Source organism: Actinoplanes sp. NBC_00393 (assembly GCF_036053395.1).
GTDB lineage: Bacteria > Actinomycetota > Actinomycetes > Mycobacteriales > Micromonosporaceae > Actinoplanes.
Window position 1 is genome coordinate 10,666,618 of the sequence record NZ_CP107942.1, and the last position, 22,569, is coordinate 10,689,186.

Here is a 22,569-nt window from a genome sequence, read left to right on the forward strand (position 1 = left end):
GACTCACAGCTTTCCTGGGTAGGCTGGGAACTTCGCATCTCTGTCAGCGAAGGAGTTGATTTCCGCCGTGGGCGGATACGGGTGGCAAGTTGTCCTCGTCGTAGTGCTTGTGCTGCTCAACGCGGCTTTTTCGGGTAGTGAGATGGCGCTCATCTCGCTGCGGGAGAGCCAGTTGCAACGTCTGGAGCGGCAGTCCCGCACCGGCCGGACGCTCGCCAAGCTGGCCCGGGACCCGAACCGGTTCCTGGCCACCATTCAGATCGGAATCACCCTGGCCGGCTTCCTGGCCTCGGCTGCCGCGGCCACCACGCTGGCCCAGCCGTTGATCGAGCCGCTGAGCGGCCTCATCGGCACCGCCGCCGAACCGGTGGCGATTCTTCTGATCACCATCGTGCTCACGTTCTTCACCCTGGTTCTCGGTGAGCTGGCGCCCAAGCGGATCGCCATGCAGCGCGCCGAGGGCTGGGCGATGCTGGTCGCCCGTCCGCTGGATGTGCTCTCCACGCTCGCCCGGCCGGTGAACTGGCTGCTCGGCAAGGCCACCGACCTGGTGGTCAAGCTGGCCGGCGGCGACCCGGAGGCGGGCCGCGAGGAGGTCAGCACCGAGGAGATCCGCGACATGGTCGCGCAGCAGCAGGACATCACCGCCGAGCAGCGCACCATCATCTCCGGCGCGTTCGAGATCGCCGACCGGATCCTGCGGGAGATCCTGGTGCCCCGCCGCGACGTGGTGATCCTGCCGGCCGACACGCCGGCGGGCGAGGCCCTGGACCGGCTGGTCGCCGGTGGCCACTCGCGGGCCCCGGTCACCGGGCCGATGGGTCTGGACGACGTGCTCGGCGTGGTGCACCTGCGTGACCTGATCGGCGCCGAGGGCCCGGTCAGCGATCACATGTTCACCCCGCTGTTCCTGCCGGAGACGCTGAAGGTGTCCGACGCGATGCGCCAGCTGCGCGTGCAGCGCCAGCAGTTCGCCCTGGTGGTGGACGAGCGCGGCGCCATCGACGGCATCGTGACGATGGAGGACCTGGTCGAGGAGGTCGTCGGCGAGATCTACGACGAGACCGACCGGGACGTGCAGTCGGTGATCCGCGAGGACGACGGGGCGATGCTGCTGCCCGGCACCTTCCCGATCCACGACCTGCCGGACATCGGCGTCGACATCGAGGAGCTCGACGCGGGCGACTACACCACGGTCGCCGGTCTGGTCCTGGCCCGCCTCGGCCACATCCCGACCGCTCCGGGCGAGACGGTGGCCATCGACGGCCACACCGCCGAGGTGGTGGAGATCACCGGCCGGGCCATCACCAGGCTGCGGCTGCGTCCCCTGGCCGAGCGGCCGGCGGAGGACGTTCCGGTCTGATTGAGCACCCGCTCGGCAGGGCAATGCCGGTGCCGTGATCACGGCGCTGGGCTTGCTGGGCGGGGTGCTCGGCTTCGCGGTGGCGCGGCCCCGGGGACTGCCCGAGGCCGCGGCCGCGGTTCCCGCGGCGCTGCTCACCCTGCTGCTCGGCCTGGTCACTCCGGCGGCGGCTCTTTCCGAGGTACGCGAACTCGCGCCCACCGTCGCCTTCCTGGCCGCGGTTCTGGTGCTGGCGTTCGCGGCGGAACGGCACGGCGTGTTCGGCTATCTCGGGGCGGTCGTCGCGCGTACCGGGAGGGGCCGGCCGCGCCGCCTGCTCGCCTCGGTCTTCGGCGCCGCCGCGGTGACCACCGCGGCGCTCAGCCTGGACGCCACCGTCGTCCTGCTCACCCCGGTCGTCCTCGCCGTCGCGACCCGCGCCGGGGTCCGCCCCCGCCCGTACGCCTACGCCTGCAACCACCTGGCCAACTCGGCCTCGCTGCTGCTGCCGGTCTCCAACCTGACGAACCTCCTCGCGTTCGCCGCCAGCGGCCTGACGTTCGCCGGCTTCGCCGCCCTGATGGCCGCACCCTGGCTCGCCGTCATCGCGGTCGAGTACCTGGTCTTCCAGCTCTTCTTCGCCCGCGACCTGTCCGCCCCCGCGGAACGCGTCCCGGAGGCGCCCGGCCCGGCACCCCGCTACGCCCTGACCGTGCTGGCCGGCACGCTGGCCGCCTTCGCCGTGCTGCAGCCGCTCGGTGTCGAACCAGCCTGGTCCGCGGCCGCCGGCGCCGCTGCCCTGGCCGTCCCGCTGCTGCGCGACCGCACGATCCGCCCTGCCGACCTGCTGACCTCGTCGAACCCGGCGTTCTGCGCATTCGTCCTGGCCTTGGGCGTGGTGGTGCTGGCCGTCCGGGAGGCCGGCCTGGGCGACTGGGTCGACGGCCTGGTCCCGGCGGACGCCGGCTTCCTCAGCCTGCTCGGCGTGGCCGTGCTCGCCGCGGTCCTGGCGAACGTGCTCAACAACCTGCCCGCCACACTTGTCCTGCTCCCCGCGGTGTCGTCATCACCCGGGTTGCTGCTCGCTGTCCTGATCGGCGTCAACATCGGCCCGAACCTGACCTACGCCGGCTCGCTGGCCACCCTGCTGTGGCGGCGGATCCTGCACGCCCGCCAGGCTGCGCCCCGTACCCGCGAGTTCCTGCTGCTGGGCGCGGCGACCGTACCGCTGTGCCTGCTCGCCGCGGTGACGGCCCTCTGGGCGACCCTGCGCCTGACCGGCCTCTGAGCCGATCCGGGACAATGTCTGATCGTGGCTCGCGGTGAACTGCGGATCTATCTCGGTGCGGCGCCGGGAGTCGGCAAGACGTACGCGATGCTCGAGGAGGCGCGGCGGCGGGCCGGGCGTGGCGCCGACGTGGTGATCGGCCTGGTGGAGACGCATGGCCGGGAGCACACCGCGGCCATGATCGGGGAGCTCGAGATCGTGCCGCGGCGCGGCGTGAAGTATCGCGGTGCCGACTTCGCCGAGATGGACCTGGACGCGGTGCTGGCCCGGCGACCGCAGCTGGCCGTGGTGGACGAGCTGGCGCACACCAACGTGCCGGGTTCGCGCAACGCCAAGCGCTGGCAGGACGTGCACGAGTTGCTGGACGCCGGGATCAGTGTTCTGACCACGGTGAACGTGCAGCATCTGGAGTCGCTGAACGACGTGGTCGCCCGGATCACCGGTGTCGAGCAGCGGGAGACCGTTCCGGACGCGGTGGTGCGGGCGGCCGAGCAGGTCGAGCTGGTCGACATGACGCCGGAGGCGCTGCGCCGGCGGATGGCGCACGGCAACGTCTACCGGCCGGAGAAGATCGACGCGGCGCTCGGCAACTGGTTCCGGGCCGGCAACCTGACCGCGCTGCGGGAGCTGGCGCTGCTCTGGCTGGCCGATCAGGTCGAGGAGCAGCTGGACCGGTACCGCGCCGACCACGACATCGACGACACCTGGGAGACCCGGGAGCGGGTGGTGGTGGCGCTGGCCGGCGGCGCCGAGGGGGACACGCTGATCCGCCGGGCCGCGCGGATCGCCGCCCGCAGCCGGGGCGCCGACCTGCTGGCGGTGCACGTGACCCGCAGTGACGGCCTGGCCGGGGCGGATCCGGCGGTGCTGGCCCGGCAGCGGGTGCTGGCGGAGAGCCTCGGCGGGTCGTACCACCAGGTGTCCGGCACGGACGTGCCGCGGGCGCTGCTGGAGTTCGCGCGCGGGGTGAACGCCACCCAGATCGTGCTCGGGGTGTCCAGCCGTGGTCGGTTCGCGCGGCTGTTCAGCGCCGGGGTGGGCGCGACCACCACGCTGCTGTCCGGGTCGATCGACGTGCACCTGGTCAGTCATGAGCGGGCGGGGCGCGGGCGGCGTACCGATCGGGTGCCGGCGGCGCTGTCGCGGGGCCGCCGCATCGCGGGTCTGGGGCTCGCGGTGGCCGGCCTGCCGTTGCTGACCGTGGTGCTGGCGACCGTGCCGGAACCGCCGCTGATCATCGACATCCTGCTGTTCCTGGCCGCGGTGGTCGGCGTCGCGCTGGTCGGCGGGCTGTGGCCGGCGCTGTTCGCCGCGGTCGCCGGATCCCTGCTGCTGAACTGGTTCTTCACGCCGCCCTACGGGCGCTTCTCGATCGCGCAGGGGCAGAACCTGATCGCCCTGGCGATCTTCATCGTGGTGGCGGTGGCGGTGAGCTGGGTGGTGGACACCGCGGCCCGACGCACCCGGCAGGCCGCGCAGGCGTCGGCCGAGGCGCAGACGCTGGCGACGGTGGCCGGCGGGGTGCTGCGCGGGCAGCGGCCGCTGACCGCGCTGCTCGACCGGCTCCGGGAGACGTTCGCGCTGGAGTCGGTCGCGCTGCTGGAGAGCGGGACGACCGTCGCCGAGGTGGGCCGGCCGGGTCTGCAGCCGCCCGCGGCCGACGACACGGTGCAGGTCGACGCGGACCTGTTGATGCTGCTCAAGGGCCGCACGCTGGAGGCTTCCGACCGCCGGGTGGTGGAGGCGTTCGCGGCGCAGGCGGCGGTCGCGCTGCGCCAGGAACGGCTCGCCGCCGAGGCGGCCACCGCCAGGCCACTCGCCGAGGCGAACCGGTTGCGCACAGCATTGCTCGCTGCGGTCAGCCACGACTTGCGTACGCCCCTCGCGTCTGCGAAAGCAGCGGTGGAAGGTCTGCGCAGCACCGAGGTCGAGTTCGACGAACAGGACCGCGCGGAGTTGCTGGCCACCGCCGACGAGTCGCTGGACCGGCTCGGCCGTCTGGTGGCGAATCTGCTGGACATGAGCCGGCTGCAGGCCGGGGCGCTCGGGGTCGCCGCGATCGAGGTGGGCGCGGAGGACGTCGTACCGATGGCGCTGGAAGATCTCGGCCCGGACGGCCGCCGCGTCGTGGTGCGCGTGCCCGATGATCTGCCGTTGCTGCGGGCCGATCCGGGCCTGCTGGAGCGGGTGCTGGTCAATCTGGTCGCCAACGCGCTGCGCTACAGCCCGCCGGAGCGACCGCCGATGATCACCGGCAGCAGCCTCGGCGGCACCGTCGAGCTGCGGGTCATCGACCACGGTCCGGGCATCCCGGCCGAGAAGTGGGACGATGTCTTCCTGCCGTTCCAGCGGCTCGGGGACCGCGACGCCCACACCGGTGTGGGACTCGGTCTGGCGCTGTCCCGGGGCCTGACCGAGGCGATGGGCGGCACCCTCACCCCCGACGAGACCCCCGGAGGCGGCCTCACCATGATCCTCGCGCTGCCGGCGGCTGCCGGATGACCAGGATTCTGGTCGTCGACGACGAGCCGCAGATCGTCCGGGCGTTGCGGATCAACCTGAAGGCCCACGGGTACGAGGTCGACACCGCGCGCGACGGCGCCTCGGCGCTGCACCTGGCCGTGCAGCACCGCCCCGACCTGGTGGTGCTGGACCTGGGCCTGCCGGACATGGAGGGCACCGAGGTGATCGGCGGGCTGCGCGGCTGGACCGACGTGCCGATCATCGTGCTCTCCGGCCGGGCCGACAGCGGTGACAAGGTGGCCGCTCTGGACGCCGGCGCCGACGACTACGTGACCAAGCCGTTCGGGGTCGACGAGCTGCTGGCCCGGATCCGCGCGGTCACCCGCCGCAACCGGCCGGCGGGCGAGGCGGCGCCGGTGGTGCGGATCGGCGCGCACACCGTCGACCTCGCGGAACGGTCGATCTCCGGCGACGTGCGGCTCACCCCGACCGAGTGGCAGCTGCTGGAGCACCTGCTGCGCCACCCCGGCAAGCTGATCACCCAGCGGGAGCTGCTGCACGACGTGTGGGGGCCGCAGTACCAGACCGAGACGAACTATCTGCGGCAGTACATGGCGCGACTGCGGCGCAAGCTGGAGGACGACCCGGCGCGGCCCCGGCACCTGCTCACCGAACCCGGCATGGGGTACCGCTTCCGTCCTTAATCTCCGCGGCTCTGGGCCGATATGTCTGGTATCCGGCGTTCGGGCTGGCCTGCGACAAGGAGATGACACCGTGCGGTTGTTCGGTTCCCGGCCGGCGAGCCCGGAAGTCACCCGTCCCACTCCCCGTGACGTGGAGGCGCTGGAGCAGCTGGTCCTCGCGCTGGAGTCGGCGATCGACGAGGCCACGGCGTGGCGCATCACGGTGGCCAGCACCGTCGAGTCGTACAACTTCGGCTACGGCGCGGTCTGGCTTCCGGCGGCCGACGGCACGCTGCAACTGGCGCACGAGACCGGGCGGATCACGCCGCAGCTGAAGGCCACGAACGGAGGCCCGAAGCTGCAGGGCGACGGCGGCATCGTGGGCAAGGCCTTCCGGACCCGGAACGCGGTCTACGTGGAGTCGCCGGCCGAGTGTGGTGACTGCCGGCGGTGCCTGACGGCGCTGCAGGCCGGCATGGTCAGCGCGGTCGTGCTGCCGGTCACGAAGGGCACCGAGGTGTACGCGCTCCTCGAGTATTACTCGGCCCACCCGCTGCACTTGGACGCGCCGCGGCGGGAGAAGTTCGCCTCGATCGCCCGGATCGCCGAGCGGTCCCGGAGCAGCGCGGTGGCCGCGGCCGAGCTGCGGCAGGTCGCCGACGATCGTACGGCGGTGACGACGGTGGTCACCCGGCTCGGGACGGCCCCGGACAGCCAGAGTGCGATCCGGCTGGCCCTGGACAGTGTGCGGACGGCGTTCGGCTGGGCGTACGGGTCGTACTGGGAGGTGGACCCGGCCGACAACGTGCTCAAGTTCCAGGTCGAGTCCGGGTCGGCCGGTGACGAGTTCCGGCGGGTCACCCTGGCGGCCACCTTCGCCGAGGGGGTCGGGCTGTCCGGGCGGGCCTGGCGGGCCAAGGACCTCGTCTTCGTCCGGGACCTGGCGGAGCTGACCGACTGCGTGCGGGCGCCGGCGGCACAGCGGGCCGGCGTACGGTCCGGCGTCTGCTTCCCGATCCTCAGCGGCGACCGGATCGTCGGCACCATGGACTTCTTCACCACCGAGTACATCGACCTGTCCGAGTCGCGGGCGGCCGCCCTGCGCAACGTGCAGCAGCTCGTCTCCCAGCGGCTCGACGTGATGCGCGGATCGGAGCGGGCCGCCGCCAACGCCCGCGCCCTGCTGGACACCGTGGAGCGGCTGCGCAGCGCCAGCGGCGACGCCACCTCGGTCGCCGAGCAGGCGGTGGACCGGGCCTCCGCGATGACCGCCGAAGTCGCCGCGCTGGGCCAGGCGTCGGCGGCGATCGGCGACGTCATCAAGATCATCGAATCGATCGCGGAGCAGACCAACCTGCTCGCGCTCAACGCCACCATCGAGGCGGCGCGGGCCGGGGAGAGCGGCAAGGGCTTCGCGGTGGTCGCCGGCGAGGTCAAGGAACTGGCCCGGGAGACCGCCGAGGCCACCCAGAAGGTCGCCGATCAGATCGCCGGGATCCAGGCCAGCGCGGAGACGGTGGCGGCCGGGATCCACACCACGAGCGAGACGATCGGCAAAATGGACAGTGTCCAGGCCCGGATGAACGACGTCCTCGCCGAGCAGGCCGAAATGGCCCGGGCACTGCAGGGCTGACCTGATCGGTCGAACATTCGTCCGAGCCCCCATGCGTACGCCGAGATGGACGATGATGCGTTCATAAGTTGCTACGGAGGGAGTGGAGATGAGCGGAGTTCGGTTGCTGGTCGGCACCCGCAAGGGCGCATTCATCCTTACCTCGGATGGCAGGCGCCAGGACTGGAAGGTCGACGGCCCGCACTTCGGCGGCTGGGAGGTCTACCACGTCAACGGTTCACCGGCCGACCCGGACCGGCTGTACGCGTCCGCGTCGGGCGGCTGGTTCGGCCAGCTGATCCACCGGTCCGACGACGGCGGCAAGTCCTGGAACCAGGTCGACCACGACTTCGTCTACCACGGCGAGGTCGGCGACCACCTGTGGTACGACGGGACACCCCGTCCCTGGGAGTTCAAGCGGATCTGGCACCTCGAGCCGTCACCCACCGACCCGGACGTCGTCTATGCCGGGGCTGAGGACGCGGCGCTCTACAGATCGACCGACGGCGGCCAGAAATGGGTGGAGCTGACCGGGCTGCGGACCCACCCGTCGGCGCCGAAATGGCAGCCCGGTGCGGGCGGCATGTGCCTGCACACCATCATCCTCGACCCGGTGCACCCGGACCGGATTTTCGTGGCCATCTCGGCGGCCGGCGCGTTCCGCAGCGACGACGGCGGTGACAGCTGGCTGCCGATCAACCGGGGTCTGATGTCCGAGGGCATCGCCGACCCGGACGCCGAGGTGGGGCACTGCGTGCACCGGCTCGCGCAGCACCCGTCCCGGCCGGACACGCTGTTCATGCAGAAGCACTGGGACGTGATGCGCACCGACGACGCCGGAGCGAACTGGCGGGAGATCAGCGGAAACCTGCCGACCGACTTCGGCTTCCCGATCGCGGTGCACGCACACGAACCGGAGACTTTGTACGTCGTACCGGTCACCAGCGACTCGCTGCACTACGTGATGGACGGCAAGTTGCGCGTCTATCGCAGCCGGACCGGTGGTGAGCAGTGGGAGCCGCTGACCGCGGGCCTGCCGCAGGAGAACTGCTACGTCAACGTGCTGCGTGACTCGATGGCCGTGGACACGCTCGACTCGTGCGGTGTCTACTTCGGCACCAGCGGTGGCCAGGTCTACGGGTCCGCGGACAGCGGGGACACGTGGCAGGCGATCGTCCGGGACCTGCCGCCGGTGCTCTCGGTGGAAGCCCAGGTGCTGCCGTGATCCGGGTGATCCTGCCACCGCACCTGCGGACCCTGGCCCACGTCCGCGGTGAGGTGCAGGTGGAGGTCGGCGGGGAGGTCACCCAGCGGCTGGTGCTCGACGCGGTCGAGGAGAAGTTCCCGATGCTGCTCGGCACGATGCGCGACCGGCGGACCGGGGAGCGGCGGCCACTGGTCCGCTTCTTCGCGTGCGAGGAGGACCTGTCCAACGAGCCGCCGGACGCACCGCTGCCGGACCGGGTCGTCAAGGGCGAGGAGCCGTTCCTGATCGTCGGGGCGATGGCCGGAGGCTGAGCCGGCAGTCGGCGGCCGGGGATCATCCCCGGCCGCCGTCGGATCGCCGCTGGCTCAGGGAGTCGCGGTCGTCGCGTCAGCGGCGGCCGTGTCATCCGAGGCGTCGGTGCTCGTGGTGTCAGTGCTCGTGGTGTCGGCGGCGTCAGTGTCGGTGCCGGCCGCATCGGTGCCGGTCGCGTCGGTCATACCGGCGTCCGTGGCGTTGGCGTCGTTCATGCTGACGTCCGCAGCGCTGGCGTTAGCAGCATTGGTGTCCGCAGCGTCGGCGTTGGCGTCGGCAACGTTGGCGTCTGTGGCATTGGCGTCGGCAACGTTGGCGTCCGTGGCGTTGGCGTCCGCAGCGGTGCTGGCGTCCGCAGCGGTGCTGGCGTCCGCGGCATTGGCGTCGGCGGCGTCGGTCGTGGTGGCGTCGGTGTCGGTCACTGCCGCAGCGGTGCCCGGCTCGGTGACATCCGGCTCAGCCGTGCCCGGCTCAGTTCCAGGCTCGGTGCCCGGCTCGCCAGTGCCCGGCGCGGTGGTGTCGGGCGCGGTGGTGTCGGTCGGCGCGGGCTCAGCCGGCGCACCGGCGTCAGTGTCCGCCGGCGGCGCGGTGTCTGCGGGCGGTGCGGTGTCCACAGGCGGTGCGGTGTCTGCAGGCGGCGCGGTGTCCGCAGGCGGTGCGGTGTCGGTGGGCGGCGTGGCGTCCGTAGGCGGTGTGGTCGTGTCGCCCGGCGCAGGCTGGGCAGGCGTGCCCGTCCCAGACTGGTCCGGCGTGGTGGGCTGTGTGGGTGTCGCGGGGTCGGGCATGCTCGGAGCTCCCGGTCCGCCGGGCGTGCCGGGGCCGCTGGGCACGCCGGGCCACGCCGGCGGTGCGCCGGTGTCGAACTCGGCGTAGAGAACGAAGACCCGACGCACGCCGTGGAAGGCGCCCGCGCAGTCGTTCCGGTCCCAGAGCCCGAGGTGGGCGCCGAGGCCGCTGACCGACTCGCATGCTTTCTGGGTGTCGTAGGTGCCGACGACGCTGTCGGAACCGGGCGGCGGCGGGTTGCCGGGTGCGGCCTGAGCCGGTCCCGCCCCGATCGCCGCACCGGCCAGCAGCCCGAGGCCGGCGATGGTCAGGCTTCGTGTCGCCTTGCGCATGTCATACCTTTCTCGTGCAAATTGCCATGACTTGGCAAGCTGAGCACGAGACGCGCAGGCGTCTTCCTCGTTCGGGGGAATCCGGCTCCATCGGCCCGCGGGTTGGCCCCGAAGGGCTAAGCGGGCCACGTGACGTGCGAAAAGTCGTACCCATACGATTCAGGGCATGGCCAGACGCACCGGCGAAGCGACCCGGGAGGAGATCCGCATCGCTGCCACGCAGCTGTTCCGGGAGCGCGGGTTCGCGCGTACGTCGGTGCGTGACATCGCGGCCCTGGCCCGCAGCAACCCGGCGCTGGTGATCCGGCATTTCGGTACGAAGGAACTGCTGTTCCTGGAGACCATGCACCTGAGCATCGACGACGAGCCGCTGCTGGACGTGCCGCTGGAGGGGTTCGGGGAGCGGTTCGTCGAGGTGCTGCTCGCTGACGACGACATCCGCGGGGTTTATCTGGCGCTGGTCCGCGGCAGCAACGAGGAGCAGATCAAGGCGCGGTTGCAGCAGATCCACGAGCGTACGTTCGTCGGCCCGGTGCGGGCCCGGCTGTCCGGCCCGGACGCCGATCTGCGGGCCCGGCTGGCCGCGGCGGTGGTGGGCGGTCTGCTGTACGCGCTGTGGGTGGTCGGCGACGAGACGCTGCTCGCCGCCGACCACCGTGAGCTGGTGGTGCGTTACGGAACCCTGCTGCAGCAGGTGCTGACGACCTGAGTTACTGCACCGACCAGCCGCCGTCGGACGGCAGCACCACGCCGTTGAGGTTCACCCCGTCGTCGCTCAGCAGGAAGGTGATCGACGCGGCCAGGTGCTCGGCCAGGGCGACCGGCGGGATCAGGCGCAGGAACGGGCCGGTCCGGCCCTGACCGAAGGCCGACGAGTTCGACGGCTGAGCCATACCGGTGGCGACTCCGCCGGGTGCCACCGCGTTGGTGCGGATGCCCTGTGGGCCGTACATGAATGCGGTGTTCTTGGTGAGGCCGACCACCGCGTGCTTCGAGGCGGTGTAGGCGACGCCCGCGGCGTTGCCGCGCAGAGCGGCCTCGGAGGCGACGTTCACGATGGCGCCGCGGCCGGCCGACAGCATCGAGGGGACGACGGCGCGGGTGAGCCGGAAGACCCCGTCGACGTTGACCGCGAAGACCCGCTCCCAGACGGCGTCGGCGGTCTCGTGGATCGGGCTGAAGTCGTCGACCACACCGGCGATGTTGGCCAGGCCGTCGATCCGGTCGCCGGCCGCCGCGACGATGCGTTCCACGTCCTCGGGCTTGGTGATGTCGGCCTCGACGGTGACCACGTTGTCGTCGGCCAGCTCTTTCAGCTTGTCGCCGGTGATGTCGACGGCGATCACCCGGCCACCCTCGCGGACGATCCGGGAGGCGGTGGCGCGGCCGATGCCGGAGGCGGCGCCGGTGACGATCACGGTCTGCCCGTCGAACCGGCCGGCCACGATCCGTTCGGTTCCGTTCGTCGCCTCGGCCGTGGGCGCGACGCCGCCGTTCACCTGCAGGACCAGGTCGTCGACGACACTCTGCGGGATCCTGCCCTGGCTGAGGGCGACCATCTGCTGAAGTGGGAGCTGACGCACCGGGGCGAGGACCGACTCGTCGAAGCCACCCTGGCCGAGCAGGGCGCGCAGGGCCGGTCCGCCCTCGGGGTGGTCCAGCCAGTCGCCGACCGTGCTGCCGGCGGTGAGCGGGTTCGCCATTCTCGTACATCCTTCGTGAGCTGCGGGAAAGTCGAAGTCAACTTAGTTTACTTCGGCGATTTCGGATAGCCGCCACATCCCGGCCCGCCGCCCGGAAGACTCGGATCATGGCCACCGCCACCGCACCGGCCGTGCTCGGCAACCGGCAGAGGAACGTCGTTTTCGTCGCGATCCTGCTCGGGATGCTGCTCGCCGCACTGGACCAGACGATCGTGTCGACGGCGCTCCCGACGATCGTGGCGGACCTCGGCGGGGCCGGGCACATGTCGTGGGTCGTCACGGCGTACCTGCTGGCCGAGACGGTGGCCACGGTTCTGGCCGGCAAGTTCGGCGACCTGTTCGGCCGCAAGCTGGTCTTCCAGGTCAGCGCGATCGTGTTCGTGGCCGGTTCGGCGCTCTGCGGCCTGGCCCAGGACATGCTGATGCTGGTCGCCGCCCGGGCGATCCAGGGCATCGGTGGCGGCGGGCTGATGGTCACCGCGATGGCGCTGATCGCCGACGTCATCCCGCTGCGCGACCGGGGCCGCTACCAGGGCGCGCTCGGCGCGGTCTTCGGCATCACGACCGTGGTCGGACCGACCCTGGGCGGTCTGTTCACCGACCACCTGAGCTGGCGGTGGGCGTTCTACGTGAACCTGCCGGTGGCCGCCGTGGTGATCGTGATGGCGGCGCGGGCGCTGCCGTCGATCCGGTCCGCGGCCCGCCCGATCATCGACTACGCCGGCATCGGTCTGGTCGCCGCCGGCGCGACCAGCATGATCCTGGCGCTGGAGTGGGGCGGCAAGGAGTACGCCTGGTCCTCCCCGATCATCATCGGTCTGTTCGCCGGCTCGATCGCCCTGTTCACCGGCTTCGTCCTGGTCGAGCTGCGGGCCACCGAGCCGATGCTGCCGATGCGGCTGTTCCGCAACTCGGTCTTCACCGTCTGCTCGACGCTCAGCTTCATCGTCGGGTTCGCGATGCTCGGTGCGATGACGTTCCTGCCCACCTACCTGCAATACGTGGACGGGGTCTCGGCCACCGCCTCCGGGGTGCGCACCCTGCCGATGGTGGCCGGCCTGTTCGTCACCTCGATCCTCTCCGGCAACCTGGTCAGCCGCACCGGCCGGTACCGGGTGTTCCCGATCGCCGGCGCCGCGGTGATGACGGTCGGGCTCTACCTGATGTCGACCATGGACTCGTCCACCAGCACCTGGCTGGAGTCGCTCTACATGTTCGTGCTGGGCGCCGGGATCGGGCTGTCCATGCAGGTGCTCACGATCGTCGTGCAGAACACCGTGCCGTACGCCGATCTGGGCACCGCGACCTCGGGAGTGACCTTCTTCCGTACGCTCGGCAGCGCTTTCGGCACCGCGGTCTTCGGCAGCCTCTACAGCAGCCGCCTCGAGTCGGAGATGGGCCCGGCGCTCGCCGCCACCGGGGTGCCGCCGCTGACCGCGCAGGAGCCGGCCGCGCTCAACGCCCTCGATCCGGCCCGGGCCGCGCCGATCATCGCGGCCTACGCCGACGCGATCAACTACGTCTTCCGCTGGGTGGTGCCGGTCGCCGTGCTCGGCTTCGTGGTCGCCTGGTTCCTCAAGGAGCTGCCGTTGCGCGACAGCGCCCGGGCCCACGCGACGGACGTCGGCGAAGGCTTCTCGCCGCCCGCCTCCGACGATCGGGTGAGCCAGCTGGAGAGGCAGATCAGCGACACCATCCGCCGCGGCGGCGCGGGCCTGGAGACCGTCCTGGCCGACTCCGGCGCCGACCTGAGCCGGTCGCAGGCGTGGGCCATGGGCCAGACGCATCTGCACACCACCGCTCGCGGCCGGGCCGAACTGCCCGAGATCGCCGATCGCTACCGGATCCCGCCCGAGGTGCTCCGGCCCGCGTTCACCGACCTCTGCCAGGCGGGATACGCCCGGATCGACGGCGACACGGTCCATCTGACCGACGCCGGCGAGGAGCAGTTCGACCGGGTCTGGGAGGCCTGGCGCGGGTGGCTCGACGCGCACCTCGACGACATCACCATGGCCGACCCGCAGGATCGGGCGCTGCTGGACGAGGCTCTGGGCAACATCGCCACCCGTCTGGTGGACGAGCAGCGGGCATCCTGAGCGCTACCTGAGTCGGCTACTGTCCAGCAATGGGAATGCTGGACAGGTTCATCGGCTCACCGCAGCGCCGGTTCGCCCAGCTCGCCCTCCGGGTGGCGCGCAGCACCCCCGGGGTCGACCGCGCGGCCTACCAGCCCGACGAGTTCGCCATCGAGATCCACCGCGCCGGCGGCGCCGGCCCGGCGCATCTCTACCTCTCCAACGTCTACCGCGAGACGCTCGATGCGACCCAGGCCGAGCGCCGCGAGCGGCTGGTCAAGCTGGTCCGGCTGATGGCCGCCCCACCCCCCGAGGACACCTGGGAGACGGTACGCGCGAAGTTGCGCCCCGTCGTGCGCCCGGTGACGTTCGGCGTCGCCGGCCCGGTCGGGTTACGCCCGCCGCTGTCCCGGCCCGCCATGCCGTTCCTGCGCGAGCTCGTCGTGATCGACACTCCCGAGGCGATGGCCTACGTCATCCCGGACCGGCTCGACGAGTGGGGTGTGACCGCCGAGGAGGTCTTCGCCTCCGCCCGCGACAACCTCGCCGAGATCGCCCGCCGCTCGCTGGAGCAGCCGTGGCCCGCGGGGCCCAGCGTGATCCGGATGATCGACGACGGCGACGGTTATTTCACGTCCCTGCTGCTCACTCCCGGCTGGCTGGCCGAGGTGGGTGAGCGGATGGGCGCGCCGGTGCTGGCGTTCGCCCCGGACAACAACACCCTGCTGCTCGCCCCGCTCCCCGACGACGAGCCCGATCAGCTGTACACCCTGGTCGAGAAGAACTTCCAGGAGGCGGTGCGGTATCTGTCGCCGGTCGGTTACGTCGCCGGCCCCGGTGGTCCCGCGGTGCCGTACGCTCCGCCGATCGGCCACCCGCACCACATCGCCGCCCGCCGCGCCGAGGCCCTGCTGGCCCTCACCGAGTACTCGAATCAGACCGACTGGCTCGCCGAGCAGTACGCGAAGGCCGGCGTCGACGTCCACATCGGCCGGTTGATCGCGGTCGAGCCGCAGGACGGCGGGCCGGCCGAGACGATTGCGACCTGGGTCGAGGGGTCGAGCACGCTGCTGCCGAGGGCGGACTCGGTGGCCTTCGCCCGGGCCGGCACCGGTGTCGAGTTCCGCGTGCCGTGGCACGTCGTCGAGGAGCGGACCGGGCTGGAGCCGGAGCCGATTCTCGCGCCGTCGCGATACCGCGTGGACGACTGGCCGCCGTCCACTGTGATGGCCGAGCTGCGCAGCCACGAGATCGACTGAGTCGGCCAGGAAATCATATACGATGCGTTCGCGCATCCCCGCTCGCGCGCCGAAATAGCAATTAACGGCCATTCATCAGGGGAAATGCTTCTTCTGAGGGATCTGTCATAGTCTCCCGGTCTTGTCAGCCGCCCGGAGCCCTCGTTAGCTTGCCCGGGCGTCCATTTAGGCCTCGGTCTATTTGTAAGGACGCTTCGCGGTTATTTCACTACGGGGGATTCACCTCATGCCACGCCTTACCCGAAGACTTCTTGCTGCCGGTTTCGCCGCGGCAGCTCTGATCGCGGCCGCACCGGCCGCCGCGGTCGCCGCCCCGGCCCAGGCGCTGCCCGCCGCGGCGGTGGTCCGGGCCGCCGCCGATCCGTACGAGCAGAAGCTCGCCGTCGCCGTGAAGTTCGGCTTCGGGGACAACACCGCCCTGCTCGAGAAGGACGATCGCGACTTCGTCATCGAGCTCTGGAAGCTCCTCGACGGCAAGTCCGACCATCTCGAGGTCGTCGCGGCCGCGGAACAGGCTTTCACCACCTCGTTCGACGCCTGCACCCAGTTCATCGTCACCGACGTGTACGCGGCGTTCGACCGCGACGTCGCGCGGGAACTGCGGGAGAAGGAGGAGAAGCGCCAGAGCGATGTGGCCCGTGCCACCGCGGCCGCGGCCATCGACATCACCGCCGACGCGACTCTCCTGAACGCCACCGACGAGCGGTTCGCCGAGCTGATCTGGGAGGCCGTCAAGGACGACGCGAAGTGGCCCAAGGTCAAGGCCGCCGCCTCGGCGGCCGGTAGCGGCAGTGCGGAGGAGCAGCGCGAGTTCATCGCCACCGGTCTGGCCGCCGCCGCGAAGGAGGACGTCGAGGACCGGATCAGGCGGGACGAGGAGCAGACCGAGGCCGAGCGGATCGCCGCGCTCGCCCGCGCCGCGAAGCAGTTCGCGGCCAACCGGATCGGTCTGCCGGTCACCGAGGAACTGCTCAACCTGCCCGACCAGGACTTCGTCGTGACGGTTTGGAACTTCGCACCCGACGGCACCGAGGTGCAGATCGCCGCGAGCAACGCCTCGCGCAGCCTCGACGCGGCGGTCTGGAAGGCGTTCATCGACACCGGCATCCACCAGGCCAAGGACCGCGACATCCAGAAGGCCGCCGAGAAGAAGGCGGCGGAGGAACGTCGTCTGGTCGAGGAACTGCTCGCCCGGGCGGAGAAGGCCGGGCAGGTCAACCTGCCGACGGCCGCGCGCAAGGCGCTTGCCGGCACGCCCGAGGACGTCACCCGGTTCCTCTACACCGGACAGTACGAGGTGGCGCCGGACCGGCCGGACGCGCTGAGCAGCGGTGTCCGGTTCGGCCGGGTGACCAAGCCGGCCGGCGGATGCCTCGACGTGGCCTGGGCCAAGACGGCGAACGCCACCTCGATCCAGCTGAACAACTGCAACGGCAACGCCGCCCAGGACATCACCTCGCCCGGTGACGGCTCGCTGCGGGTGCTCGGCAAGTGCGTCGACTCGGGTGGGCCGGCGACCGGATCCGCCGGCGACCGGCTGGTGTACCTGTGGGGCTGCAACGGCACCGCCGCCCAGAAATGGCAGCAGCGGCCCAACGGCACCCTCTACCAGCCGGGAACCGAACGCTGCCTCGAGTCCACCGCCAACGCTGTTCAGCTCTTCATCAGCACGTGCAACAACGGCGACGGCCAGAAGTGGAACATCCCGAACGCCAACACGGTCCGCTTCGGCAAGCTGACCGTGACCGGCGGCAAGTGCGCCGACGTCTCCAACAGCGCGACCGCCAACGGCACCAAGATCCAGGCGTGGTCCTGCAACGGCACCGCCGCCCAGGACGTGACCGTGCCCGGTGACGGCTCGCTGCGGGTGTTCGGCAAGTGCGTGGACGGGGCCGGCCCGGCGACCGGTGACGCCGGCGATCGGCTGGTGTACCTGTGGGGCTGCAACGGCACCGCTGCCCAGATGTGGCAGCTGCGCGCCGACGGCACTGTCTACCAGCCGGGGACCGACCGCTGCCTGGACGCCGGCACGGCTCAGCTGTACATCAACGCCTGCGACGGCAGCGCCAACCAGAAGTGGACCCTCCCGCCGGTCGCCAAGCCCGGCTTCGGGTCGATCACCGGTGTCAGCAGCAAGTGCCTCGACGCGGCCGGCGGCGCGAACGCCAACGGGACCGTCGTCCAGATCTACACCTGCAACACCGGCTCGGCCCAGCAGGTCACGTCGCCCGGTGACGGGACCCTGCGGATCGGCGGCGCCTGCGTGGACCTCGGCACCGCGATCGGCAGTGTCGCCACCGAGCGACGGGTGCAGCTGTACGGCTGCAACGGCACCGCCACCCAGCAGTGGCACCAGCGCGCCGACGGCACCGTGTACAACACCGGCACCAGCTTCTGCCTCGACGTGCAGAGCACCGCCAACAGCACCCAGCTGTACACCCACGCCTGCAACACCGGCGCCAACCAGAAGTGGAAGATCCCGGTAGCGGCCTGACCGGGTCCGCATCCTTAGATTGCGGGTGCACGGCCTCCGGGAGTTGCCCGGACGGGGCGGATCACCAAGACTTCTCGGTGATCCGCCCCGCGCCACCTGGAGGTCCGATGCCCGACGAAGACGCTCGACTTCAGGTCGGCCCGCCCGCCGATCACGCGGCGGGATTCCGGGCGGTGCGGCTGAGCCTGACGAACGCCGTACAGAAAATGGGTGTGCGCAAGACCGTGCGCAATCTGCGCACGCTCAACCAGCACGACGGCGTCGACTGCATGAGCTGTGCCTGGCCGGATCCGCAGGGGCACCGGCACGTCGCCGAGTTCTGTGAGAACGGGGCGAAAGCGGTCTCCTGGGAGGGGCAGCGCGACACCGTGGGGCCGGAGTTCTTCGCCCGGCACTCGATCGCCGACCTGGCCGGGCAGACCGATCACTGGCTGGAGAAGCAGGGGCGGCTCACCCACCCGATGGTCCGGCGGGACGGCGCGGTGCACTACGAGCCGATCTCCTGGGACGAGGCGTTCGCCCTGGTCGGTAAGCATCTGAACGCGCTCGGCAGCCCGGATGAGGCGGCCTTCTACACCTCGGGACGGGCCAGCAACGAGGCGGCGTTCGTGTACCAGCTGTTCGCCCGCGCGTTCGGGACCAATAACCTGCCGGACTGTTCGAACATGTGCCACGAGTCGACCGGCACCGCGCTGATGCGCACGATCGGCGTCGGCAAGGGCTCGGTCACCCTGGAGGATTTGCACCGGGCCGACCTGATCGTGGTCTCCGGGCAGAACCCGGGCACCAACCATCCGCGCATGCTGACCGCGCTGGAGATCGCCAAGCGGGACGGGGCGAAGATCCTGGCGATCAACCCGCTGCCGGAGGCCGGGCTGTTGCGGTTCGACAATCCGCAGAAGGTACGGGGGATGGCCGGTCACGGCACCGCCCTGGCGGACCGGCTGCTGCGGATCCGGTCGAACGGCGACCTGGCGTTGTGGCAGGCGATCGGGCACCTCCTGCTTCGTCGTGGAGTGGCCGACCGCGAGTTCATCGAGTCGTCGACGGTCGGCTTCGAGGCGTGGGCTTCGCACCTCGCCGAGATCGACCGGGAGAAGGTCGAGCGGGCGACCGGCCTGGCCTGGGCCGAGATCGAGGCGGCGGCGGACATGCTGGCCTCCGCGGATCGGATCGTGCACTGCTGGGCGATGGGCATCACCCAGCACCGCAACGCGGTCGCCACGATCAAGGAGTTCGTCAACGTCGCGCTGCTGCAGGGCATGATCGGCAAGCCGGGCGCCGGACTGTGCCCGGTGCGCGGGCACTCCAACGTGCAGGGCGACCGGAGCATGGGCATCTGGGAGAAGCCGCCGGCGATCTTCCTGGACCGGCTGCGCGACGAGTTCGGCTTCGAGCCGCCGCGGGCGCACGGCCACGACGCGGTGGACACCGTGAAGGCGTTCCGGGACGGGCACGCGTCGGTGTTCGTGGCGCTGGGCGGGAACTTCGTGGCGGCTATGTCGGACACCGAGGTCACTGCCGCCGCGATGCGTAGCGCGGCGCTGACCGTACAGATCTCCACGAAGCTCAACCGCAGCCATGTCGAGGCCGGCCGCACCGCCCTGATCCTGCCCACTCTGGGCCGCACCGAGCAGGACCGGACCGGTGGCCGCGTCCAGCGGGTCACCGTGGAGGACTCGATGTCGGCGGTGCACGCCTCCCGCGGCCGGTCCACCCCGGCGGGTCCGCTGCTGCGCTCCGAGGTCGACATCCTGTGCGGGATCGCGCAGGCGACGCTGGGCGACCGGTATGGCATCCCGTGGGCCGGTTTCGCCGAGGACTACGAGCGGATCCGGGAGCGGATCGGGCGGGTCGTGCCGGGGTGCGACGGCTACGCCGAGAAGATCAACAGTGGCGGGTTCACCATGCCGCACCCGCCGCGCGACTCCCGCACCTTCCCGACGCCGGAGGGCAGGGGTGTCTTCACGGTCAGCCCGCTCGAGGTGATGACCGTGCCGCCGGGCCGGCTCGTCCTGCAGACCCTGCGCAGCCACGACCAGTTCAACACCACGGTGTACGGGCTGGACGACCGCTACCGCGGCATCCGGGCCGGGCGCCGGGTGGTGTTCATCAGCGCTGCCGACCTGGCCGAGCTCGGTCACGCGGACGGCGACGTCGTCGATCTGGTCTCCGAGTGGGCGGACGGCGTGACCCGCCGGGCCGAACGGTTCCGGCTCGTCGAGTACGACACTCCCAAGGGCTGCGTGGCCGCCTACTACCCGGAGACCAACCCGCTGGTCCCGCTCGACTCGCAGGCCGAGGAGAGCGGGACGCCGACGTCGAAGTGGGTGATCGTCCGCCTGGAGCGCCCGGCCTAGCTGTTGTCGACGCTGGTGGTGGCGGCGCTGCTCTCGAAGAGGCCGGCCAGGGTCTCCACGCCGCCGCCCCAGGCGGCGGCGAACACCGCGGCGACCACGGTCGCGGCCCGCAGCGCGTGGAACATGCCACGGCCGCTGCCGGCTTCGACCAGGTTGCGGCCGACGGCCCGGGGCAGCGTACGCCGCAGATAGTCGGTCTCCGCGCCGAGTTTCTGATCCTTCGGCATGAAGGTCGCCATCTGCACCTTGCCCCGCCCCTCGGCGTAGCAGCGGCGCATCAGGAACCCGAACGTCGACCGGTCGGCCGGCACCTCGTGGTCGATGACGGCGTGCGGCACGTACACCCAGTAGCCGTCGTTCGCCGCGGCCATCCGCAGGCACAGCTCGGTGTCCTCGGGCCGGTTCTGGTCGCCCAGCTTGCCGAAGCCGGTCCGGAACCCACCGACCGCCAGGAACGCGTCCCGCCGCACGATCATGTTCGCGGACCAGACGTTGCGGATCGGCGACGTGGTGGTGGGCATCCCGGTGTAGGAGACGCCGACCGTCCAGAGCAGCTCGTCCGGCATCCACCGCGGGCGAACGCGCTCCCAGGCCGGAATGATCCCGCCGCCGGTGCCGACCACCCGCGAGTCGGCGAAGAACGGGGCGAGCTGCTCGCCGAGCCAGGTGGGGCTGGCCACCGTGTCGTCGTCGAGGAAGGCGATGAACGGCGTACGCGTGTGGAACGCCCCGGTGTTGCGGTTACCGGAGGCGCCGCGGGCGTACGCGTTCTCCAGCACGGTGACGCCCTCGAACGTCCGCTTCACCCGGGCCGCCATCTCCGGATTGTGGTCGACCACGACCACGATCTCGGCGGCCCGGTGCGTCTGAGCCTGGGCGGACCCGATCGTCCGGCTGAGCGAGGCCCACCGCTTCTCGCTGTGGGTGGGAATGACGATGCTGACGGCGGTGCTGGTCGTGGGCTCCAAAGCCGGTGCTCCTGAGCGTTGCGCGGAAGATCATGAGTGAGGGCGAACGGAGCTTGGCCGAGGATCCTGTGGTGAGCCTGTGGTTTCGGTTACGGCAGATCACGGTTGGTTCCCCTGTGACGGAGATCCCGTGGAACCGATGATCACTATGTCCGGCTGTGGCGTAGCTTCTGCGGAATGCGGGCGGGCGGCATCTGGCCGGGAACAGCGACGGACCGGGTGGTCTCCTGGGCCGGCGAGCTTCCGGCGGGACCGGGGCGGCGGGTGCTCGCCGTCGAGGGACGGTCCGGTTCGGGCAAGACCACCCTCGCCGTCGCGGTGGCCGGCCGGCTCCACGCTCCACTGATCCACATGGACGATCTGTACGCCGGCTGGGACGGTCTGGAGCAGGGGGTCACCGCCCTGCGCGACCGGATCCTGGTCCCGCTCGCCGAGGGCCGACCGGCGGTCTGGCAGCGCTGGGACTGGGCGGCGGGGGAGTACGCCGAGTCGCACCGGGTGCCGGACGGTGATTGGCTGGTCGTCGAGGGCGTCGGGTCGGGTGGGCGGATGCTCCGGCCGTACCTGTGCGGTGTCGTCTGGCTGGAAAGCCCCACTGAGGTGCGCAAGCGACGTGCCCTGGCCCGCGACGGCGCGGTCTATGCCCCGCACTGGGACCGCTGGGCCCGGCAGGAGGCCGCGTTCTATGCGGCCGAGGGCGTCCGGGAATCGGCCGGCCTGATCATCGAATCGGGGTGAGGTCGACCCGCCGGCAGAGCTCGTCGATCGCCTCGCGGCGCCCGGTGCCCAGCCCGTGCCGGGTCACGTTGACCGCTCCGGCCGCGGCTCCGGTGCGGACCGCTTCCCGCAGATCGCCGCCGCGGGCCAGCACGGCGGCCACTCCGGCGGTCATCGAGTCGCCCGCGCCGCGATGGTCGACGACCTCGAGCGACGGCAGTTCGACCAGGAACGGCTCGCCGTCGAGCAGCGCCACGCCCGGCTGGTCGGCCCGGCTGATCAGCACCGACTCGGCGCCCTCCTCGCGCAGCTTGCGGGCGGCCTCGACGAGCGCCTCCGGGCTGTCGTCGCGGGCCCGGCCGGCGTCCAGCAGTTCCTCGTGGCTGACCTTCAGGAACCGGAGACCGCCGGCGAGCACCGCGGTCAGGTCGTCGCCGGAGAGGTCCGCGACGACCGTGCTGCCGTGCGTCGTCAGGTCGGTGGCGAGGCGCCGGTAGACCTGCGGGTCGACCACACCGGGCGCCTCGACTCCACTGAGGACGCTGACCTTGGCGCGCAGCCCGGCGGCCAGGGCGTTGCTGTAGAGCTCGTCCAGCTCGTGCCGGCCGAGCGGGACGCCACCGTGCTCGGCGATCTCGGAGCGGGAGCCGTCCCGGCGGTCGTGCACGTACCAGCCGCTGCCGGTGGAGCGGTGGACCACGCGTACCTCGATGTCCTCGCCGCCCAGCAGGCTCGCGATGACGGTGCCGATCTCGCCGCCGACGGCGGCACAGAGAGTGACCGAAGCGCCGAGGCCGGCGCACATTCTCGCCTGCCATATCCCCTGACCACCGGGGTGCACGTGCAGCTCGGCTTCGTCGTTCTGCTGCTCGATGGTCACTGTCAGCTGGGGCACCGGTGCAAAGACCATGACGGTGCCGAGGTCGTCGGCAGGCATGAGGGGGCCCTACCCCGCTTCTCCTGGATCA

Annotated in this window: 17 protein-coding genes; 13 read left to right on the plus strand and 4 right to left on the minus strand. The window is 71.2% G+C overall.

The window, feature by feature from the left end; translation table 11 throughout:
• Positions 1-67 precede the first annotated feature (67 nt).
• The 7 genes from OHA21_RS49450 to OHA21_RS49480 all read left to right on the plus strand — a co-directional run bounded on the left by OHA21_RS49450 (position 68) and on the right by OHA21_RS49480 (position 8,906).
• Positions 68-1,363, plus strand: coding sequence for a hemolysin family protein (locus tag OHA21_RS49450; protein WP_328467586.1), 1,296 nt, complete (start codon positions 68-70; stop codon positions 1,361-1,363).
• Between the two features lie 34 nt (positions 1,364-1,397).
• A complete protein-coding gene (locus OHA21_RS49455; protein WP_328467588.1) occupies positions 1,398-2,630 on the plus strand; it encodes an SLC13 family permease in 1,233 nt (410 codons plus the stop codon).
• 24 nt (positions 2,631-2,654) lie between these two features.
• Entirely contained in the window at positions 2,655-5,132 is a 2,478-nt protein-coding gene (locus OHA21_RS49460; protein WP_328467590.1) for a DUF4118 domain-containing protein, read from the plus strand.
• Positions 5,129-5,797, plus strand: a complete 669-nt coding sequence (locus OHA21_RS49465; protein WP_328467592.1) for a response regulator — start codon at positions 5,129-5,131, stop codon at positions 5,795-5,797. Before OHA21_RS49460 ends, OHA21_RS49465 begins: the two co-directional genes overlap by 4 nt.
• Positions 5,798-5,867: 70 nt before the next feature.
• Positions 5,868-7,409: a methyl-accepting chemotaxis protein gene (locus OHA21_RS49470; RefSeq protein ID WP_328467594.1), complete on the plus strand. Its 1,542-nt coding sequence runs from the start codon at positions 5,868-5,870 to the stop codon at positions 7,407-7,409.
• An 88-nt stretch (positions 7,410-7,497) separates the two neighbouring features.
• Positions 7,498-8,613, plus strand: a complete 1,116-nt coding sequence (locus tag OHA21_RS49475) for a WD40/YVTN/BNR-like repeat-containing protein (protein WP_328467596.1) — start codon at positions 7,498-7,500, stop codon at positions 8,611-8,613.
• Positions 8,610-8,906 (plus strand): MoaD/ThiS family protein, encoded by a 297-nt coding sequence (locus OHA21_RS49480; protein WP_328467606.1) that lies wholly within the window; start codon positions 8,610-8,612, stop codon positions 8,904-8,906. Before OHA21_RS49475 ends, OHA21_RS49480 begins: the two co-directional genes overlap by 4 nt.
• A gap of 54 nt (positions 8,907-8,960) precedes the next feature.
• Here OHA21_RS49480 and OHA21_RS49485 read toward each other — a convergent pair whose 3' ends face one another.
• Positions 8,961-10,025 carry a hypothetical protein gene (locus OHA21_RS49485; RefSeq protein ID WP_328467608.1) on the minus strand — a complete coding sequence of 355 codons (1,065 nt, stop codon included), beginning with the start codon at positions 10,023-10,025 and terminating at the stop codon, positions 8,961-8,963.
• A 166-nt stretch (positions 10,026-10,191) separates the two neighbouring features.
• Between OHA21_RS49485 and OHA21_RS49490 the strand changes: the two genes are divergently transcribed.
• Positions 10,192-10,734 (plus strand): TetR/AcrR family transcriptional regulator, encoded by a 543-nt coding sequence (locus OHA21_RS49490; RefSeq protein WP_328467610.1) that lies wholly within the window; start codon positions 10,192-10,194, stop codon positions 10,732-10,734.
• 1 nt (position 10,735) lies between these two features.
• Here the strand turns inward: OHA21_RS49490 and OHA21_RS49495 are convergent, their stop codons facing one another.
• The gene (locus OHA21_RS49495; RefSeq protein ID WP_328467612.1) at positions 10,736-11,728 is read right to left on the minus strand and encodes an SDR family NAD(P)-dependent oxidoreductase; all 993 of its coding nucleotides are present in this window, start codon (positions 11,726-11,728) and stop codon (positions 10,736-10,738) included.
• 107 nt (positions 11,729-11,835) lie between these two features.
• On the opposite strand from OHA21_RS49495, the gene OHA21_RS49500 reads away from it, so the two are divergent.
• The 4 genes from OHA21_RS49500 to OHA21_RS49515 all read left to right on the plus strand — a co-directional run bounded on the left by OHA21_RS49500 (position 11,836) and on the right by OHA21_RS49515 (position 19,916).
• Positions 11,836-13,824 carry an MDR family MFS transporter gene (locus OHA21_RS49500; RefSeq protein ID WP_328467613.1) on the plus strand — a complete coding sequence of 663 codons (1,989 nt, stop codon included), beginning with the start codon at positions 11,836-11,838 and terminating at the stop codon, positions 13,822-13,824.
• A 29-nt stretch (positions 13,825-13,853) separates the two neighbouring features.
• Positions 13,854-15,062 (plus strand): hypothetical protein, encoded by a 1,209-nt coding sequence (locus tag OHA21_RS49505; protein ID WP_328467614.1) that lies wholly within the window; start codon positions 13,854-13,856, stop codon positions 15,060-15,062.
• 226 nt (positions 15,063-15,288) lie between these two features.
• Complete coding sequence (locus OHA21_RS49510) at positions 15,289-17,556, plus strand: ricin-type beta-trefoil lectin domain protein (protein ID WP_328467615.1); 2,268 nt, start codon at positions 15,289-15,291, stop codon at positions 17,554-17,556.
• Between the two features lie 107 nt (positions 17,557-17,663).
• Positions 17,664-19,916, plus strand: a complete 2,253-nt coding sequence (locus tag OHA21_RS49515; RefSeq protein WP_328467617.1) for an FdhF/YdeP family oxidoreductase — start codon at positions 17,664-17,666, stop codon at positions 19,914-19,916.
• On the opposite strand, the gene OHA21_RS49520 is transcribed toward OHA21_RS49515, so the two are convergent.
• Positions 19,913-20,884 carry a glycosyltransferase family 2 protein gene (locus OHA21_RS49520; RefSeq protein ID WP_328467619.1) on the minus strand — a complete coding sequence of 324 codons (972 nt, stop codon included), beginning with the start codon at positions 20,882-20,884 and terminating at the stop codon, positions 19,913-19,915. The genes OHA21_RS49515 and OHA21_RS49520 overlap by 4 nt on opposite strands.
• 177 nt (positions 20,885-21,061) lie before the next feature.
• Here OHA21_RS49520 and OHA21_RS49525 point away from each other — a divergent pair, with 177 nt between their 5' ends.
• Positions 21,062-21,622 (plus strand): dephospho-CoA kinase, encoded by a 561-nt coding sequence (locus OHA21_RS49525; RefSeq protein ID WP_328467621.1) that lies wholly within the window; start codon positions 21,062-21,064, stop codon positions 21,620-21,622.
• Here OHA21_RS49525 and OHA21_RS49530 read toward each other — a convergent pair.
• Positions 21,606-22,538, minus strand: a complete 933-nt coding sequence (locus OHA21_RS49530) for a 1-phosphofructokinase family hexose kinase (protein WP_328467623.1) — start codon at positions 22,536-22,538, stop codon at positions 21,606-21,608. The genes OHA21_RS49525 and OHA21_RS49530 overlap by 17 nt on opposite strands.
• Positions 22,539-22,569: the final 31 nt, after the last annotated feature.

Bases quoted from the DNA above. Each gene is read 5' to 3' on its own strand.
- OHA21_RS49465 (WP_328467592.1), top strand. From the start codon at position 5,129: ATGACCAGGATTCTGGTCGTCGACGACGAGCCGCAGATCGTCCGGGCG.
- OHA21_RS49475 (WP_328467596.1), top strand. From the start codon at position 7,498: ATGAGCGGAGTTCGGTTGCTGGTCGGCACCCGCAAGGGCGCATTCATC.
- OHA21_RS49485 (WP_328467608.1), bottom strand. From the start codon at position 10,025: ATGCGCAAGGCGACACGAAGCCTGACCATCGCCGGCCTCGGGCTGCTG.
- OHA21_RS49490 (WP_328467610.1), top strand. From the start codon at position 10,192: ATGGCCAGACGCACCGGCGAAGCGACCCGGGAGGAGATCCGCATCGCT.
- OHA21_RS49495 (WP_328467612.1), bottom strand. From the start codon at position 11,728: ATGGCGAACCCGCTCACCGCCGGCAGCACGGTCGGCGACTGGCTGGAC.
- OHA21_RS49500 (WP_328467613.1), top strand. From the start codon at position 11,836: ATGGCCACCGCCACCGCACCGGCCGTGCTCGGCAACCGGCAGAGGAAC.
- OHA21_RS49505 (WP_328467614.1), top strand. From the start codon at position 13,854: ATGGGAATGCTGGACAGGTTCATCGGCTCACCGCAGCGCCGGTTCGCC.
- OHA21_RS49510 (WP_328467615.1), top strand. From the start codon at position 15,289: ATGCCACGCCTTACCCGAAGACTTCTTGCTGCCGGTTTCGCCGCGGCA.
- OHA21_RS49515 (WP_328467617.1), top strand. From the start codon at position 17,664: ATGCCCGACGAAGACGCTCGACTTCAGGTCGGCCCGCCCGCCGATCAC.
- OHA21_RS49525 (WP_328467621.1), top strand. From the start codon at position 21,062: ATGCGGGCGGGCGGCATCTGGCCGGGAACAGCGACGGACCGGGTGGTC.
- OHA21_RS49530 (WP_328467623.1), bottom strand. From the start codon at position 22,538: ATGCCTGCCGACGACCTCGGCACCGTCATGGTCTTTGCACCGGTGCCC.